This window comes from Arthrobacter zhaoguopingii, assembly GCF_009828595.1.
GTDB lineage: Bacteria > Actinomycetota > Actinomycetes > Actinomycetales > Micrococcaceae > Arthrobacter_D > Arthrobacter_D zhaoguopingii.
Genome location: NZ_WPNY01000005.1, coordinates 67,697 through 83,493, shown reverse-complemented (window position 1 = coordinate 83,493; position 15,797 = coordinate 67,697). Strand labels below are relative to the sequence as shown.

Annotated in this window: 20 protein-coding genes; 10 read left to right on the top strand and 10 right to left on the bottom strand. The window is 68.2% G+C overall.

Features of this window, described 5'->3' with window-relative positions:
- Positions 1 to 8: 8 nt before the first annotated feature.
- Entirely contained in the window at positions 9 to 899 is an 891-nt protein-coding gene (locus tag GVV86_RS08620; protein WP_201291407.1) for a YflT domain-containing protein, read from the bottom strand.
- A gap of 126 nt (positions 900 to 1,025) precedes the next feature.
- Positions 1,026 to 1,385, bottom strand: coding sequence for a hypothetical protein (locus GVV86_RS08615; protein ID WP_159617968.1), 360 nt, complete (start codon positions 1,383 to 1,385; stop codon positions 1,026 to 1,028).
- Positions 1,386 to 1,474: 89 nt separating this feature from the next.
- On the opposite strand from GVV86_RS08615, the gene GVV86_RS08610 reads away from it, so the two are divergent.
- On the top strand, positions 1,475 to 2,149 hold the full coding sequence (locus tag GVV86_RS08610) for a winged helix-turn-helix transcriptional regulator (protein ID WP_159617967.1): 675 nt from the start codon (positions 1,475 to 1,477) through the stop codon (positions 2,147 to 2,149).
- A gap of 45 nt (positions 2,150 to 2,194) precedes the next feature.
- Here the strand turns inward: GVV86_RS08610 and GVV86_RS08605 are convergent, their stop codons facing one another.
- Positions 2,195 to 2,875, bottom strand: coding sequence for an SDR family NAD(P)-dependent oxidoreductase (locus GVV86_RS08605; RefSeq protein ID WP_159617966.1), 681 nt, complete (start codon positions 2,873 to 2,875; stop codon positions 2,195 to 2,197).
- Positions 2,876 to 2,977: 102 nt separating this feature from the next.
- Here GVV86_RS08605 and GVV86_RS08600 point away from each other — a divergent pair, with 102 nt between their 5' ends.
- The 4 genes from GVV86_RS08600 to GVV86_RS08585 all read left to right on the top strand — a co-directional run bounded on the left by GVV86_RS08600 (position 2,978) and on the right by GVV86_RS08585 (position 6,891).
- On the top strand, positions 2,978 to 3,829 hold the full coding sequence (locus tag GVV86_RS08600) for a helix-turn-helix transcriptional regulator (protein ID WP_159617965.1): 852 nt from the start codon (positions 2,978 to 2,980) through the stop codon (positions 3,827 to 3,829).
- Between the two features lie 68 nt (positions 3,830 to 3,897).
- Positions 3,898 to 5,181: a magnesium transporter MgtE N-terminal domain-containing protein gene (locus GVV86_RS08595; RefSeq protein WP_159802523.1), complete on the top strand. Its 1,284-nt coding sequence runs from the start codon at positions 3,898 to 3,900 to the stop codon at positions 5,179 to 5,181.
- Positions 5,174 to 5,773 carry a DUF1003 domain-containing protein gene (locus GVV86_RS08590; RefSeq protein ID WP_159617963.1) on the top strand — a complete coding sequence of 200 codons (600 nt, stop codon included), beginning with the start codon at positions 5,174 to 5,176 and terminating at the stop codon, positions 5,771 to 5,773. Before GVV86_RS08595 ends, GVV86_RS08590 begins: the two co-directional genes overlap by 8 nt.
- Entirely contained in the window at positions 5,770 to 6,891 is a 1,122-nt protein-coding gene (locus GVV86_RS08585; protein ID WP_246669921.1) for an Mrp/NBP35 family ATP-binding protein, read from the top strand. The genes GVV86_RS08590 and GVV86_RS08585 overlap by 4 nt, the downstream gene beginning before the upstream one ends.
- 79 nt (positions 6,892 to 6,970) lie before the next feature.
- Here the strand turns inward: GVV86_RS08585 and GVV86_RS08580 are convergent, their stop codons facing one another.
- Entirely contained in the window at positions 6,971 to 7,354 is a 384-nt protein-coding gene (locus tag GVV86_RS08580; protein WP_159617962.1) for a sec-independent translocase, read from the bottom strand.
- Between the two features lie 54 nt (positions 7,355 to 7,408).
- Positions 7,409 to 8,032, bottom strand: a complete 624-nt coding sequence (sigE, locus tag GVV86_RS08575) for an RNA polymerase sigma factor SigE (protein ID WP_159802522.1) — start codon at positions 8,030 to 8,032, stop codon at positions 7,409 to 7,411.
- Between the two features lie 251 nt (positions 8,033 to 8,283).
- On the opposite strand from sigE, the gene GVV86_RS08570 reads away from it, so the two are divergent.
- Positions 8,284 to 8,922, top strand: a complete 639-nt coding sequence (locus GVV86_RS08570) for an O-methyltransferase (RefSeq protein WP_159802521.1) — start codon at positions 8,284 to 8,286, stop codon at positions 8,920 to 8,922.
- A gap of 37 nt (positions 8,923 to 8,959) precedes the next feature.
- On the opposite strand, the gene GVV86_RS08565 is transcribed toward GVV86_RS08570, so the two are convergent.
- From GVV86_RS08565 to GVV86_RS08545, 5 genes are all read right to left on the bottom strand, one after another.
- Complete coding sequence (locus tag GVV86_RS08565; protein WP_081737717.1) at positions 8,960 to 9,127, bottom strand: DUF3117 domain-containing protein; 168 nt, start codon at positions 9,125 to 9,127, stop codon at positions 8,960 to 8,962.
- Between the two features lie 177 nt (positions 9,128 to 9,304).
- Positions 9,305 to 10,525, bottom strand: a complete 1,221-nt coding sequence (locus tag GVV86_RS08560) for a hypothetical protein (protein WP_246199744.1) — start codon at positions 10,523 to 10,525, stop codon at positions 9,305 to 9,307.
- Positions 10,522 to 11,139, bottom strand: a complete 618-nt coding sequence (locus GVV86_RS08555) for a DNA-3-methyladenine glycosylase I (RefSeq protein WP_159802520.1) — start codon at positions 11,137 to 11,139, stop codon at positions 10,522 to 10,524. Before GVV86_RS08555 ends, GVV86_RS08560 begins: the two co-directional genes overlap by 4 nt.
- Positions 11,136 to 11,489, bottom strand: coding sequence for a DivIVA domain-containing protein (locus GVV86_RS08550; protein WP_246199743.1), 354 nt, complete (start codon positions 11,487 to 11,489; stop codon positions 11,136 to 11,138). Before GVV86_RS08550 ends, GVV86_RS08555 begins: the two co-directional genes overlap by 4 nt.
- A gap of 53 nt (positions 11,490 to 11,542) precedes the next feature.
- Positions 11,543 to 12,352, bottom strand: coding sequence for an LOG family protein (locus GVV86_RS08545; RefSeq protein WP_159617958.1), 810 nt, complete (start codon positions 12,350 to 12,352; stop codon positions 11,543 to 11,545).
- Between the two features lie 116 nt (positions 12,353 to 12,468).
- Here GVV86_RS08545 and GVV86_RS08540 point away from each other — a divergent pair, with 116 nt between their 5' ends.
- From GVV86_RS08540 to GVV86_RS08525, 4 genes are all read left to right on the top strand, one after another.
- Positions 12,469 to 13,245, top strand: coding sequence for an amino acid ABC transporter ATP-binding protein (locus tag GVV86_RS08540; RefSeq protein ID WP_159617957.1), 777 nt, complete (start codon positions 12,469 to 12,471; stop codon positions 13,243 to 13,245).
- 65 nt (positions 13,246 to 13,310) lie between these two features.
- Positions 13,311 to 14,165 (top strand): glutamate ABC transporter substrate-binding protein, encoded by an 855-nt coding sequence (locus GVV86_RS08535; protein WP_159617956.1) that lies wholly within the window; start codon positions 13,311 to 13,313, stop codon positions 14,163 to 14,165.
- Between the two features lie 76 nt (positions 14,166 to 14,241).
- Positions 14,242 to 14,919: an amino acid ABC transporter permease gene (locus GVV86_RS08530; RefSeq protein WP_159617955.1), complete on the top strand. Its 678-nt coding sequence runs from the start codon at positions 14,242 to 14,244 to the stop codon at positions 14,917 to 14,919.
- A complete protein-coding gene (locus tag GVV86_RS08525; protein ID WP_159617954.1) occupies positions 14,916 to 15,794 on the top strand; it encodes an amino acid ABC transporter permease in 879 nt (292 codons plus the stop codon). Before GVV86_RS08530 ends, GVV86_RS08525 begins: the two co-directional genes overlap by 4 nt.
- The last annotated feature ends 3 nt before the right edge of the window (positions 15,795 to 15,797 follow it).

Below are 15,797 nucleotides of genomic sequence, written 5' to 3'. Positions count from 1 at the left end.
CCTGGTGTCTACCGGCCGTCGCGGGGAGGCTCGACCCTCGTCGAGCCATGCTGGCCCGCGTTCCCCTCCGGCCCGTCCGCAGCCGCTCCCTCCGGCTCCGCGGCCGGAGGCTGCCCGCCTCCCGGACCCTCGGCGCGGGGGACGTCCTCCTGGACGGGGGCGTCGACCCGGATTCCGTACTGGGGCCTGCCATCGGGAAGATCGGGATACTTGCCGCGCCGGGGTCCCGCCGGATCTCCAGGCGCACTGCCAGGACCGTCCGCAGCCGGTGTGCCCGCGTCGGGCCGGGCCGGGCCGGGGGTCTCCTCGGGACCGCCCGAGGGGATGCCGCCCTGCGGGGCGGGAGGCTGATAGCCTCCCGCGGGCTGGTCCCAGCCGCCCGCCGGACCTCCGGGATGCAGCGCCTGGCCGTTCATGGGAAGCTGCTGGAGCCGGCGGCGCGCCTCCCCCGCGACCGAGGGGTCGACAATCACGTCGTAACTAGTGGCGATGACCTGGTTCGTGGAGGTGAAGTCCCGCTTCCCCCGCTGGAACGCGTAGGTGATGACTCCGAAGAGAAGCCAGAACATCGCACCGAGCGCCATGGAGGACAGGACACTGGTGAAGGGTTCGCTGCCGCCGAAGAGGGTGAGGATGAGCCCGACGAAGAAGCCGAACCAGGCGCCGGTGGCCGCACTGGCCAGGGCCACCCGCGGGTAGCTGAGGCGTCCGGTGACCCGCTCCACCGTCTTCAGGTCGTTGCCGATGATGGAGACGCGTTCCACCGGGAACTTGTTGTCGGCGAGGTAGTCCACCGCTTTCTGCGCCTCGAGGTAGGCCGTGTAGCGGCCCACCGTTTCACCGCGCGGCAGAGCGCGGCCTTCGTCACGGGAAGGGGTGCGTCCAAGTACATTCGCCATGGGCCCATTGTTCACCACATCCGGACGCCCGGGATGGAGTATCGCTTGCAGTGAACTCGCGCCGCGGCCGCCGAAGGGCCGCAGGCGATGGTGGGAGGTTCCGGCGGGCCGGGACGGCGGTTCAGCCTAGGCGGCGTGCGCGAACGCCCGGTCGGAGGGGACGGCGTTTTCGCCGGCAGCGAGCGGAGTCAGCAGGAGTGAGGCCTGCTCCTCGGTGAGCAGCTCAGGACAGCTGAGCGCGAGGTGGGCCACCGCGAGGGCGGCAACCATCCAGTAGGTCCCCTCGACCCGTCCCATGGTGCGGGTGACCAGTGCCCGCAACGACGGCATGTCGACACGGTCCGTCCGGGAGGCAAGCCGCACCACCGTGCTGTGGAACGAGGTGTGGGACTGGACCACCTCATAGCTTGCGGCCGCGGCCTGAAGACGCTCCGGCGTCCACTCGATTCCGAAGATCCGGTCCAGCGGTGCAGCTGACTTCTCCATAATTCGCCTTCCGTGCAACGTTGATCCTGTTGCAGGATCACAGAATTTCATTTCCATACCAACCCGTGCAGCTGCGATATAATTCCTTCATGGCACAGCGAACTTATGACGACTCGTGCGGAGCGGCCCTCGCGATGGATGCGGTCGGCGAGCGTTGGTCGATGCTGGTGGTCCGTGAGCTCCTGCTCGGACCCAAGCGCTTCAGCGACCTGCGCGCCGGCCTGCCGAACGCCAGCCCGAATGTCCTGAGCCAGCGGCTCAAGGAACTTGAGGCCTCGGGCCTGCTTCGGCGTGTGAAGCTCGGGCCCCCGGCAAGCGTCTCGGCCTATGAACTCACCGACAGCGGGCACCAACTCGAACCGATCCTCCTTGAGCTCTCGCGATGGGGATCGAGGATCTCGCACCGGCCGGAGAAGGGCATGAGCACCGACGCTTTCATGCTGATGCTCAAGGCCCTCTACTTTCCGCCCGAAGGAGCCCGCTTCGACGCGAGGATCCGGATCCGGGTCAACGGGGACCAGTTCACCGTGGTGGTGACCCCCCAGGCCATCGACGTCAGCCGGTCCGGCGCGGGAACCGTCGACGTGGAGGTGACCGGGGATGTCCTGGCCCTCTGGGACCTGATTTTCAGCGGCGAGACCGTGCCCGACGCGCTCGAGTCCGAACGGATCGCCGTGGCGGGCGACGCCGGGCTGGCTGCCGAGTTCTTCACCCTGTTTTCCGTCGCCCCGCCGGCGGTGCTCTCACCCGTGCCGGTGGGCTGACGCAGGGCCCTCCCCGTCGACGGGACCGCACCGCACGTTGGGCCGTCAGTAGTTAATACGTCCGTGGCGGTTGTGAAATTCCCCGGTGGGTCCTTCGGGGCCGATGAGGGCGAGTGCGACGGTCGCATCGGTGCCCTCGGTCACCGTCTGGCGGCCGCCGTGTCCGTTGAAGTCGGTTGCGGTGTATCCGGGGTCGCTGGCGTTGATGCGGAACCCGGGCAGGTTTTTGGCGTACTGCACGGTCAGCGTGATGACCGCGGCTTTCGATGCCGCGTAGGGGATCGCCGGTACGGCGTGCTCATCGGTTCCCCCGGTGGTCAGGTATTTGGGCCAGCCCACTCCCGAGGCAACGTTCACGATGACCGGGTGTCCCGAGCGGCGCAGCAGCGGCAGCACGGCCTGAGTGGTGCGGACAATGCCCAGCACGTTGGTATTGAGGACATCGAACATGGTGTCCGTGGTGAGGTCATCGACGCCAAAAGAAGCCCCGAGGATCCCGGCATTATTGACGAGCACGTCCAGCGCCGGCAGTGAGTCCATGGCGGTGTCGATGCTGGCCTGGTCGGTGACGTCAAGCTGCACGAGGTGGGCGCCGAGGGCCCGCGCGGCGCCGCCGTTGGCGGTGTCGCGCATGCCGGCATACACGGTGTGGCCGGCCTCGATGAGGCGGCGGGCGGTTTCAAGTCCGAGGCTCTTATTGGCCCCTGTGATCAGTGTGGTTGTCATGCATCCATCGTGGGCCCCGCCGGGCCGGGCCCCAAGGTACCGCTCGACGGTAGGACCGGCAGTACCACCCACAATCTCCACGGTAGGAGCAGGATAGGTAACGTGAGCGAATTTGCGACTGTCCTGAGGTCCTGGCGGGACCGAACCACTCCCGCAGAGGTCGGGCTGCCCCCGGGATTGGGCCGCCGAAGCACGGGGTTGCGCCGGGAGGAACTGGCCATCCTGGCGAACGTGAGCGTGGACTACCTGGTGCGGCTTGAGCAGGGCAGAGCGAAGAACCCGTCCCCGCACGTCCTGGCGGCGCTGGCGGTCGCACTCCGGCTGACAGTGAGCGAACGGGACCACCTTTACCGGGCAGCCGGCGCCGCAGCCCCTTCTGCCCAGGTGGTGCCGCGCCATATAACCCCCGGCGTGCAGCGCATCGTCGACCGCCTCAATGATGTGCCGGTCGCTGTCTTTACTGCTGCTCACGACATCCTCCTGTGGAATCCCCTCTGGGCGGCGCTGATCGGAGATCCGTCCACACTCTCGAAAGCCGATCGCAATCTGGTCTGGCGGCACTTCACCTCGGGCCACCCTGGAGTAACCTTCGACACCCAGCACGAAGCGGATTTTGCAGGCGATCTCACGTCCGACCTGCGCGCAGCGGTAGGCCGGTACCCCCAGGACGCCGCACTCACCCAACTCGTGTCACGGCTGTCCGCCACGTCACCGGAGTTTCGACGCCGCTGGGCCGAAGCCCGCGTCGCGGAGCACCGGTCCAGCCGCAAGACGATCGCGAATACTCCCGTGGGCCCGATCACCGTCGACTGCGACGTCCTGAGCGCACCAGGCAGTGACCTAAGGATCGTCGTCTACACAACGACGCCCGGCAGCACCGATGACGACAAACTCAGACTCCTGCGCGTCACCGGCCTCCAGCGCTTCTCGACAGTGGGAACTGACCCCGGCTGAACAGCCCCGGCACCGGTGAAACCGTCACCGAATACACCGGATCCCGCTCCGCGAAGTAGCCTTGCCTTGTGAGTACCAATCCAACCCGCGTCTTTGTGGCCCGCCTCCTTGGCCTCGACGTTTTCGACCCCCTGGGCGATCGTCTGGGCCGGCTGCGTGATGTCGTGGTGCTCGACCGCGGCGCCCTGAAGGAGCCGCAGGTCGTGGGCATCGTCATCGAGGTTCTGGGCAAGAAACGCATCTTCGTGCCCATGACCCGGGTCACCTCGATGGATACCTCGCAGATCATCTGCACGGGCCTGGTCAACCTGCGCCGCTTCGAGCAGCGGGGGGCGGAACTGCTGGTGGTCGGCGAGCTGTTCGACCGGAGGGTCACCCTGCAGGACGGCTCCGGGGACGCCGTCATCGAAGACATCGCCATGGAGAAGAACAGGGCCGGGGACTGGCACGTCTCCCAGCTGTTCATCCGGCGCGGCGGGCCGACCTCGGCCCTGCGGAGCCTGCGCAGGAGCGGCGAGCGCCTGATCATCAACTGGCTCGACGCCTACCACGGGGCCACGAACGAACCGCAGGGGGCCTCGCAGTTCGTCGCCCAGCACGAGGACCTCAAGGCCGCCGACTTCGCCGAGGCCCTCCACGAGATGAGCAACAAGCGCCGCCTCGAGGTGGCCGGCGAGCTTCAGGATGACCGGCTTGCCGACATCCTCCAGGAGCTGCCCGACGACGACCAGGTCCAGATCCTCTCATCGCTCAATCGCGAACGGGCCGCCGACATCCTCGAGGAGATGGACCCCGACGACGCCGCGGACCTGCTCAATGAGCTCCCGGAGGCCCAGAAGGAGGAACTGCTCCAGCTGATGGAGCCGGAGGACGCCGACGACGTGCGCCGCCTGCTCGAGTACGAGGAGGACACCGCCGGCTCGCTCATGACCACGGTGCCGGTCATCCTCCCGCCCGAAGCCACGGTGGCCGAGGCGCTGGCGCACGTCCGGCGCGAGGAACTCACCCCGGCGCTCGCCTCGTCGATCTTCGTGTGCCGCCCGCCGCTGGAGACCCCGACCGGGCGTTACCTCGGCGTGGTGCACATCCAGCAGCTGCTGCGTTTCCCTCCGCCCGAGCAGTTGGGCAACATCCTCGATGCGGACCTCGAGCCGGTCAGCGACCAGGCCAATGTCAGCGAGGTCTCCCGCATCCTCGCGACCTACAACCTCAACTCGCTGCCGATTATCAACAAGGAGGGCCGCCTGGTAGGTGCGGTGACGGTGGACGACGTGCTCGATCACCTGCTGCCGGACGACTGGCGGGCCCAGGACGACGCACGCGCGCTACGTCGGGGAGGAACAAATGGCTGAGAGAATCCGCTCGACCTCGACCGGTCTTGACACCCCACGGGAGAGCCGCAAACGGGTGTTCCCCCGGCTGCGTCCCAACCCGGACCGGTTCGGCAGCGCCACCGAGAACTTCGCACGCTTCATGGGAACCCCCCAGTTCCTCTTCTATATGACGGTGTTCTGCGTGCTCTGGCTGGTCTGGAACACCTGGGGACCCGAGAACGCCCGGTGGGACAGCGCGGCGCTGGGCTTCACCGCCCTGACGCTGATGCTGTCCCTGCAGGCCTCCTACGCGGCCCCCCTGCTGCTGCTGGCGCAGAACCGGCAGGACGACCGCGACCGGGTGTCGCTGCGTGAGGACCGGCACCGGGCCGAACGGAACCTGTCCGACACCGAATACCTGACCCGTGAGATCGCCGAGCTGCGCATCGCCATCCGCGAGGTCGCCACCCGCGACTATGTGCGTTCGGAGCTCCGCTCGGCACTCGAGGAACTGCTTGAGGCGGCGGACGGCCAGGAGCCGACCCTTTCGAAGAAACCGCGGAGGAAACCGTCGGATAACACCATGAGCCTGCCCCGGGTCGCCCCGCCAATCGGAAGCGACAGCCAGTGATCACTGAGGCAGCAGTGCTCACGGCACTCGGCTCGGTGCTCGACCCCGAACTCCGCCGGCCCATCACCGACCTCGGGATGGTCGAGGGCGTCGAGGCCCCCGGCGACGGCACCGTGACCGTTCGTGTCCTGCTGACCATCGCCGGGTGCCCCCTTTCCACCACCATCACCTCGGACGTCGAGGCGGCCCTGGCGGGACTGTCCGGCGTCGAGCGCGTGCGCGTCGAACTCGGTGTGATGAACCAGGACCAGCGCGATGAGCTGAAGGCCAGGCTCCGCGGTCCGGGCGGGGCCCGGGGCATCCCCTTCAATGAGGAAGGGTCCCTGACCCGCGTCTACGCCGTCGCCAGCGGCAAGGGCGGGGTCGGCAAGTCGACCGTCACCGTCAACCTCGCAGCCGCCATGGCCGCGCAGGGACTGCGGGTGGGCATCATCGACGCGGACGTCTACGGATTCTCAGTGCCGGCGCTGATGGGAATCACCCAGCAGCCGACGAAGGTCGATGAAATGATCCTGCCTCCCGTGGCCCACGGGGTGAAGGTGATCTCGATCGGCATGTTCGTCAGCGGCAACCAGCCCGTGGCCTGGCGCGGACCGATGCTCCACCGTGCCCTCGAGCAGTTCCTGACCGACGTCTACTTTGGCGACCTCGATGCGCTCTTCCTCGACCTGCCCCCGGGCACCGGGGACATCGCGATCTCGGTGGCGCAGCTGCTGCCGCGCTCCGAGCTGCTCGTGGTCACCACCCCACAGAGTGCGGCGGCGGATGTGGCGGAACGAGCCGGGGCGATGGCCGCACAGACGGGCCAGAAGGTGGCCGGGGTGATCGAGAACATGTCCTGGCTCGAACTGCCCGGCGGCGGGCGGCTCGAGCTGTTCGGCGCCGGCGGCGGCGCTACCCTCGCCTCCCGGCTCACCGACACCCTTGGCACCGACATCGGACTGCTGGGCTCGGTGCCCGTCGAGGTGGCCCTACGGGAGGGCGGCGACGCGGGCCTGCCCATCGTCCTGACCGGGGAGGACTCCCCCGCGGCCGCTGAACTGAGGAAGGTTGCGGACGGACTAGCGCACCGCCCACGCGGGCTCTCGGGAACCAAGCTGACGCTCTCCCCGCGCTGAGCCCGGTCCTCACCAGACCCCCGGCGGGACTGACGGTCCAGGTCGCTTGGTTCAGGTTGCTCGGTCCAGCTTGCTCGATCTAGGTCGCCTCGGCGTCATAGGGGGCCGCCTGCCCGGCGGACAGCCGGGCCGCCTGAGGCGCGCTGCGGAGTTCTGCAGGGGCGACGGGTGCGGGCGCGCCGCTGCTGACGGGCTTGAGGACGTCGTCGAAATCTTCGAGGAGCGCTTCGCGGATGATCCGCCGGGGATCGTACTGGCGGGGGTCGAGCTTGCGCCAGTCGACCTCGTCCAGCTCGGGGCCCACTTCCTCACGCAGCTGCTCACGGGCGCCGGTGGCCATCCTCCGGAGTCCCTTGACGAGCCGGGCGAGCTGGGAGGCGTACTCGGGGAGGCGCTCCGGGCCGAGGATCACAACGGCAAGCAGCGCCAGAACGACAAACTCGAGACCGTTGATTCCCAACACGAGAAAAGACTACCTTCCTGGGCCGCACCCGGACCATTTGGTCCGACGCAGGGCCTAGCCGACGCCGGCGATGCGCGGGATCGACAGGGCCGGCCTCCGTGGAGCCCGGTGGGCAAGCTTCTCCCGGAGCATGGTGCGCCCCCGGTGGATGCGCGAGCGTACGGTTCCGAGTTTCACCCCGAGCACCGCGGCCACCTCGTCGTAGGCCAGCCCCTCAAGGTCGCAGAGCACGACGGCGGCCCGGAAGTCCGGGGGCAGTTCCTCGAGCGCGGACTGGACATCGATGTCGAGGTTGTTGAACTCGTAGCTGCGCTCGGGGCCGGGATGGCCGCTGGGGAGCCTGCTTTCGGCCTCCTCGGTGAGCCCGTCGAACCGGATGCGGGTCTTGCGCCGCGCCTGGTCGAGGAAGAGGTTCGTGGTGATGCGGTGCAGCCAGCCGTCGAGGGTGCCCGGCTTGAAGTTGGCCAGCGAGCGGAAGACCCTGACGAACACCTCCTGTGTGAGGTCCTCGGCGTCGAATTTGTTGCCGGTGAGCCGGTACGCGAGCCGGTACACCTTCGGTGAGTAGTTGGTGACGACTTCCTCCCAGGACGGCGCAACCCACTCACTGTCGCCCGTGCCGGCTTCGGCCGGAGGGATCGCCGGCCCCGCGGCCGCTGCCGCCCGTACTGTAGACATCAGTTTCCTCTTCCCGCCGTCGAACTGTTCCCGCTCCGGGCTGCTGCGAGCTGAAAATGCAGCCAGAAGGAGTTCGACGCCGTACGTGCGTTGGATGTCCCGGAAAGAAAATACTTTCGCATCAAGCTGGGAGCACGCTGATAAAAGCAGGTGCGTTGGATGGACACCGGTGCGCGCCCCGAGGGGCATTAACAGTAGGGTTGAAGCGGGGTGGGGGCCCGAACCAGAAATCACCGACAGAACGGACACCGATGGCCGCGGATAAGCAGAGCAGCTGGTCCTACACCGAAGGGCTTCCGGAGGAGGACGACGTCCTCCTGCGCGCCCGGGACCGATCCCACGAGCTCGGAGTGACCCCCGTGTCACCGGGTGTGGGAGCAGCGCTGACGGTGCTTGCCGCGGGGTCCAAGGCGCAGACCGCCGTCGAGGTCGGCGCGGGCGCCGGGGTCTCGGGCGTGTGCCTGCTGCGCGGGCTTGGCCGCAGCGCCGTGCTGACCACCATCGACTCCGACGTCGACCATCTGCGCACCGCCCGGGAGGCCTACGCGGAGGCGGGGATCCCCGCCAACCGCACGCGCACCATCTCCGGGCGCGCCGCCGATGTGCTCCCCCGGCTGACCGACGCCGCCTACGACCTTGTGTTCATCGACGCCGACAAGCCGAATCTTCCCCTGTACGTGGATCAGGCCATCCGGCTGCTGAAGCCCGGCGGAATGCTCATCGTCAATGACGCGCTCGATGCGGACCGCGTGGCCGAACCGGCCGTACGCGAGGCCTCGACCAATACGCTGCGCCAGGTCGGCAGGACCGTCCGGGAGCACGAGAGGCTCCTGTCGGCGCTGCTGCCGACGGGATCGGGCCTGCTGCTCGCCGTGAAACGCCAGGCCTGACCCGGCCGGCCGGGCGGCCCGACCCGACGCGGCGGACTCAGCCGGTGACGGTGAGCAGGCAGTCCTTAAGCTTTCCGGCTTCCTCCGCGTTGAGCTCGACAACGAGCCGTCCCCCACCGTCGATCGGGACCCGCATGATGAGGCTGCGCCCCTCCTTGGTGACTTCCATCGGTCCGTCGCCGGTTCGCGGTTTCATGGCAGCCATAAGGAGTGTCCCTTTCAACAGTGCGCTGCCGGATGAGGGCCGCGCGTCGGTAAGCGGTGTGCGCGGAACGCACCCCCTGAGAGAGAAGCGCGCCGATACACGTCATCACCAAACATTATCCAGCACAATCGCGCGCAGGGACTAATTCAGTGCGGTGCGGATCACAGTGTCGCGCCCTCAGGGGGGGAAGTCGCTGGTACCCCCTGAGGGGTTCCACATCCACAACAGGGCGATCCAGACGGCCTGCAGCAGCACCGACACCCCGAGGACCGCGCACCGGGCCGGCGTGGACCGAACGGCGAAGACGGCGGCCAGCGCGAGGGGAAACAGCGGCAGCAGGATGCGGTAGGTGCTGGTCTGCGGGTTCCAGAACGCGGCAAGGTACAGCAGGTAGGAAGCGCACCACCAGACGGGCACCCGCCCGAGGCGCCGCACCGGCTCCAGCCGCAGGAGCAGGACGCACGCGGCCGCGGCGGCCAGCACCGCCACCGGCCCACCGACGGGCCCGAGCAGGTTCGTCCCGGCCTGCAGCCATGGCAGGAAGGGCGCCAGGTGCGATCCCCGCCAGGCCGTCTCGGTCTCCACGTAGGCGTCGAACCGCCCGGTCACCGCCCATGCCGTGGCGGGCCAGCAAAGCGCCGCGGCACCCGCGGCCAGCGTCAGCACCGCGAGCCGGGCCACGGCCGGACCGGGGGGCTCCTCCCGGGACGGGCCGGCGGGCCTCCGCCAATACCGCACCGCCGCCCGGACCAGCAGGGCAAAGACGAGCACCGCGAACGGAACACCCGCCGGCCGGGCCAGGCCCATCACCAGGACCACCGGGACCGCGCCGAGGTAGCGGCCCGTCGCCACCAGATAGAGCGCCAGCACCAGCAGTAGCAGGTGGAGCGACTCCGCATACGGAACCTGGAGGACCGGCGCCACCGGCAGGAACGCCACGAACGCCACGCCCCACAGCGCTTCCCGATGGGCGGCGGCCAGGCGGAAGAGGCGGTAGAGCATCAGGGCGGCGGCGAAGCCGCAGGCGGTGGCCACGGCCGGGGCCAGGACATTCCAGCCGCCTCCGGTCAGGACAGTGAGCAACCGGACCAGTGCCGGGAAAAGGGGATAGAACGCCCACTGGTTCTGGAGCACGGACCCGTCCTCGGCGCGCGGCAGAACCTCGGGATATCCCTCGTCGTAGATCCGCCGGTACCAGCCGCTGTCCCAGAATTCGACGAAGGACAGGTAGTTCGGGGAGGCCGGCCCCCAGGGGCTGGCCGACTGGCGGGAGGCCGCAGCGGTGAGCAGGGCAGCGGAGACGGCACGGGCTGCGCCGAAGACGAGAAGGACCTGCACCGGCCAGGGCCACCGGAGCAGTGCTCCGCGCCTGCCGCCCTGCAGTCCCGGGCGCGTCACGGCACCGGCGCCGCCGCGCCGTCCGGCCCACCGGCGGCGGTCTCCGCGCGCACCCAGCAGGAGGCGAGATGGTCGTTCACATAGCCGGTGGCCTGCATCATGGCGTAGGCCGTCGTGGGCCCGACGAACCGGAAGCCGTGGCCGCGGAGTGCCTTCGCGAGCGCCGTCGACTCGGCGGTGATCGCGGGGACCTCCTGCAGTTCCACCGGCGCCGGGCGCGGGGCGGGCCGGTGGGCCTCGAGCAGACCGGCGAGGCTCACCTCCGGGGGCAGGGCCGCCAGCGCCCGGGCGTTCGCGATGGTGGCCAGGATCTTGGCCCGGTTGCGGACGATCCCGGCGTCGGCGAGCAGCCGGGCGACGTCCTCATCGTCGAAGGCCGCGACCCGGGACGGCTCGAACCCGGCGAAGGCCTCACGGAAGGCGGGGCGCTTGCGCAGGATGGTGATCCAGCTCAGCCCGGACTGGAAGGCCTCGAGGCTGAGGCGTTCAAACAGGGCGGCCTCGCCGTGGACCGGCCGGCCCCACTCCTCGTCGTGGTATCGCTCGTACTCGGCGCTGGAGACCGACCACCCGCAGCGCAGCTTCCCGTCGGAGCCCGCGGCGGCCGGTGTCACGGCTGTGCCCCGCCGTGGCCGGCGGGACCCTGGGAGCTCCGGCGCAGAGCCTCGATCTGGGCGTCCCGATCCGCGAGCGCCCCGGCGAGGGAGTTCAGGACCTCATGCACCTGGTCGGTGCGGTAGCCCCGCAGGGCCCTCCCGAACCGGATCGCGGTGACGTCCTCGGCGGCCGGGGTGTCCGGCAGCAGGATCGGCGGCAGCACCGGAAGCTGCCCGGCAAGGCCCGGAAGCACCCAGCCGGGGCGGGCGGACCGGCGCAGCGCGGTGCGCCCCTGCGGGAGCCGCCAGGCCGCGGCGGCCGTACCGGCCAGCAGGGCCACAGCGACGAGGACGAGGAAGATACTCACAGTGCCATCGTGCCAGAAAGCCCTCCGGCACCGGCAGCGGTTCTCGCCCGGCCTTACGGCGCGGTGTGGGTCTTGGTGTCGGCAATGACGAAATTGACGGCTTCCTCGGCGGTGTCGACGAGGTGCACCAGGCCCAGGTCCGCTTCGGCGATCATGCCCTCGGCGAGCAGGGTGTTCTTCACCCAGTCCCACAGCGGGGTCCAGTAGTCGATGCCGATCAGCACGATGGGGAACGAGGTGACCTTGCGGGTCTGCACGAGGGTCATGGCCTCGAAGAGCTCATCGAGGGTGCCGAAACCGCCGGGCAGCACCACGAACCCCCGCGCGTACTTCACGAACATCGTCTTGCGGGCGAAGAAGTACCGGAAGTTGATGCCGAGGTCGACCCACTCGTTCATTCCCTGTTCGAAGGGAAGCTCGATCCCCAGCCCGACCGACATGCCGCCGGCCTCGCAGGCGCCCTTGTTCGCGGCCTCCATAGCGCCCGGGCCCCCACCGGTGATCACCGCGTAGCCGGCACCGACGAGCCGCCGGCCCACCTCCTCGCCCACGGCGTAGAACCGGGAGTCCCGCGGCGTCCGCGCCGACCCGAAGACGCTGATCGCGGGGCCGAGTTCGGAGAGGGTGCCGAAACCTTCGACGAATTCGCTCTGGATCCGCAGCACCCGCCACGGATCGGTCTTGGTGAACATCGGCTCTTCCTCGGCGTCCAGGAGGAAGCTGTCCGACTGCGGCTCGGCCGCCTGCCCCCGGCGCAGTTCGACCGAGCCGCGTCGTCGGGGCTCTCCCCCGGGAGCCCGTGAAGGCACCTGGCGGGAGGGGGTGCTGGCGTCGGCGTCGGAGTCGCGGTTCAGGTGAGGCATCCTCCTAGGCTAACCGCCCGGCCCGCCGTTCGGGCTTTGGTTGCTCTTGAATCACAATTCCTCCTTTTGGGCGCGCTTGTATTGCCAGAGGGCATTCGTTCGCTAGATTCTTCTGCATGACAAGCGAACCGCAGCCGTCCACGTCCGCGTCTTCTGCGCACCCTCTCGTCTCTCTGAAGAAGGTCAACAAGCACTACGGTCCCCTGCACGTCCTCAAGGACATCGACCTTGAGGTTGCCCGCGGCGAGGTCGTCGTCGTGATCGGCCCGTCCGGTTCCGGAAAGTCGACCCTGTGCCGGGCCATCAACCGCCTGGAGACCATCGACGACGGCGAGATCCAGGTCGATGGCAAGGTGCTGCCCGCGGAGGGCAAAGCGCTGGCACGGCTCCGCGCCGACGTGGGAATGGTCTTCCAGTCCTTCAACCTCTTCGCGCACAAGTCCATCCTTGAAAATGTGACCCTCGGGCCGGTCAAGGTCAAGGGCATGAAGGGCGGCGAAGCGAAGGAGCTTGCCCTGTCGCTGCTCAAGCGTGTGGGCGTCGACAACCAGGCCGACAAGCTGCCCGCCCAGCTCTCCGGCGGCCAGCAGCAGCGGGTGGCGATCGCCCGGGCGCTGGCGATGAAGCCCAAGGTGATGCTGTTCGACGAGCCGACCTCGGCGCTGGACCCCGAGATGATCAACGAGGTCCTCGACGCCATGGTTTCCCTCGCCAAGGAGGGCATGACGATGATCGTCGTCACCCATGAGATGGGCTTCGCCCGGAAGGCCGCCGACCGGGTGGTGTTCATGGCCGACGGGCAGATCGTCGAGCAGGCAACCCCCGAAGAGTTCTTCACCAACCCCAAGAGCGAACGGGCCAAGGACTTCCTTGGCAAGATCCTCGCCCACTAGAGTTCCACGACTTACCCATACCGCATCGTCAAGGCCTCACAAGGGCCGCAACGCAAGGAGAAATCATGCGAAAGACCCGTTATGCAGCCGCTATGGCAGCGGCAGCAGCACTCACCCTCTCGGCCTGTGGAGGTGGCGGCGGCAATGAAGGAGGCGGCGGCGGCGAAACCGGCGGTGCCGGCGAGGGCGGCGGCGAGACCGTCAAGATCGGCATCAAGTACGATCAGCCCGGCCTGGGCTTCGACGAAGGCGGCTCGTACTCGGGCTTCGACGTCGATGTCGCCAAGTACGTCGCCGGGGAACTCGGCTACGCCGAGGACCAGATCGAGTTCGTCGAGGCCCCCTCGGCCAACCGCGAAAACCTGCTCTCGAACAACCAGGTCGACATGATCTTCGCGACCTACTCCATCACCGATGAGCGCAAGGAGACGGTCGACTTCGCCGGACCGTACTTCATTGCCGGCCAGGACCTCCTGGTGCCGGTGGACAGCGACATCGCCGGGCCCGAGGACCTCGAGGGCAAGAACCTCTGCTCGGTCACCGGTTCCACGTCGGCGCAGAAGATCAAGGATCAGTACCCCGGAGTCAACCTGGTGGAGCAGCCCGGCTACGCCGAGTGCGTCAGCGTGATGGGCGGCGGCCAGATCGACGCCGTCACCACCGATGACATCATCCTGGCCGGCCTGGCCGCCCAGGAAACCAACGCCGGCCAGTTCAAGGTCGTCGGCAACCCCTTCTCCGAAGAGCGCTACGGCGTCGGCCTGCCCAAGGGCAGCGACATGTGCGAGGACATCAACGCCGCGATCACCAAGATGATCGAGGAAGGTGCCTGGGAAGAAGCCATTGAGGCCAACACCGAAGGTGCGGATTACAGTTACAACGAGGAACTGAACCCGCCGGAGCCGGAAGACTGCGCCTGATCACCTCCCTCTATTGGTGGGGCGGCCGATCCCGGCCGTCCCACCAATGCATGTCCCCCAACGAATGAGGTGAACCGTGGATAATTTCCTGACGCTCTTCGAGACCTACAACGTCCCGGCGGCCTTCTGGGTGAACATCCAGCTGACCTTCTGGGCCGCTGTGTGGTCCCTGGTGCTCGGCACCCTGCTGGCGCTCATGAGAATTTCCCCGATCCCCAGCCTCCAGTGGCTGGGCGCTGCGTACGTCAACATCTTCCGCAACACTCCCCTGACGATCATCATCGCCTTCGGGGTGCTCGGTCTCTTCGGGCAGCTCCAGGTGTCCCTGACGGACGACTTCAACCTGAACTTCTTCCGCCTGGCCATCCTCGGGCTCACGGTCTACCACGCCGCCTTCGTCTGCGAGGCGATCCGCAGCGGCGTCAACACCGTCCCGCTCGGGCAGGCCGAAGCCGCCCGGGCGATCGGGCTCAGCTTCCTCCCGGCGGCCCGCCTGATCATCCTCCCGCAGGCCTTCCGGGGAGCCATCGCCCCCCTGGGCAACGTCCTGATCGCGCTGATCAAGAACTCGACGGTGGCGGCGGCCGGCTCGGTCGCGGCCGAGGCTTCGAGCCTGATGAAGACGATGATCGAGTTCCGCGGCGACCTGGTCATCCCGATCTTCTTCACGTTCGCCATCGGCTTCGTGATCCTCGTGATCCCGGTCGGACTCCTCACAACCTGGGCCTCCAGGAGATTGGCGGTGGCCCGATGAGCGCCCAGAACGTCCTCTTCGACGCCCCCGGCCCCAAATCGCGGCGCAATATCTTCATCGGCAACATCATCGGGGCGCTGCTCATCGCAGGGCTCCTCGCCTACGTGGTGTTCCTGCTCGGCGGGAAGGGACAGCTCGCGGCCGGCAAGTGGACGCCCTTCCTCGAGGGACGCACCTGGGAGTTCTTCCTGCTGCCCGGCCTGCTGAGCACGCTGAGGGCGGCGGCCATCGCCGTCGTCACCTCGGTCCTGTTCGGGCTGATCTTCGGCCTCGGCCGGCTCAGCCACGTGAAGCCCATCCGCTGGTTTGCCGGGCTCGTCGTCGAGTTCTTCCGGGCCGTGCCCGTCCTGCTGATGATGATCTTCCTGTGGCTGGCCCTCGGGCGCTCCAACCTCGTCGAGAACGCCCCCTTCTGGGCCGTCGTGATCGCCCTGACCCTCTACAACGGCTCGGTCATCGCGGAGCTGATCCGCTCCGGGGTGCAGGGCCTGCCCAAGGGCCAGCGCGAGGCGGGCCTGGCGATCGGCATGACCCAGATGCAGTCTTTGCGCACCATCGAGGTGCCCCAGGCGCTCATCGCCATGCTGCCCGCGCTGGTGAGCCAGTTCGTCGTCATCCTGAAGGATTCGGCGCTGGGTTACATCATCGGCTTCCCGGAGCTGCTGCAGAACGCTCGACGGCTCGGGGTCGGTGAGGGCAACCTCCTGCAGTCCCTCCTCATTGCCGCCGTGATTTTCATCATCATCAACTTCGCACTGTCGTCCCTCGCGACGAGGCTCTCCACGCTGCTGAGCTTCCGCAGCAAGGGCACGGCACGTGATGACAAGCAGGACGGGGTGATCGCCGCGGAGCCCGAGGGCACCCTCTCCCGCTGAGTC

Coding starts and splice junctions, on each gene's coding strand:
- GVV86_RS08565 (WP_081737717.1), bottom strand. CDS start 9,127: ATGGCTGCCATGAAACCGCGAACCGGCGACGGACCGATGGAAGTCACC.
- GVV86_RS08540 (WP_159617957.1), top strand. CDS start 12,469: ATGACAAGCGAACCGCAGCCGTCCACGTCCGCGTCTTCTGCGCACCCT.
- GVV86_RS08620 (WP_201291407.1), bottom strand. CDS start 899: ATGGCGAATGTACTTGGACGCACCCCTTCCCGTGACGAAGGCCGCGCT.
- GVV86_RS08525 (WP_159617954.1), top strand. CDS start 14,916: ATGAGCGCCCAGAACGTCCTCTTCGACGCCCCCGGCCCCAAATCGCGG.
- GVV86_RS08545 (WP_159617958.1), bottom strand. CDS start 12,352: ATGCCTCACCTGAACCGCGACTCCGACGCCGACGCCAGCACCCCCTCC.
- GVV86_RS08605 (WP_159617966.1), bottom strand. CDS start 2,875: ATGACAACCACACTGATCACAGGGGCCAATAAGAGCCTCGGACTTGAA.
- GVV86_RS08615 (WP_159617968.1), bottom strand. CDS start 1,385: ATGGAGAAGTCAGCTGCACCGCTGGACCGGATCTTCGGAATCGAGTGG.
- sigE (WP_159802522.1), bottom strand. CDS start 8,032: ATGTCTACAGTACGGGCGGCAGCGGCCGCGGGGCCGGCGATCCCTCCG.
- GVV86_RS08610 (WP_159617967.1), top strand. CDS start 1,475: ATGGCACAGCGAACTTATGACGACTCGTGCGGAGCGGCCCTCGCGATG.
- GVV86_RS08535 (WP_159617956.1), top strand. CDS start 13,311: ATGCGAAAGACCCGTTATGCAGCCGCTATGGCAGCGGCAGCAGCACTC.
- GVV86_RS08590 (WP_159617963.1), top strand. CDS start 5,174: ATGGCTGAGAGAATCCGCTCGACCTCGACCGGTCTTGACACCCCACGG.
- GVV86_RS08570 (WP_159802521.1), top strand. CDS start 8,284: ATGGCCGCGGATAAGCAGAGCAGCTGGTCCTACACCGAAGGGCTTCCG.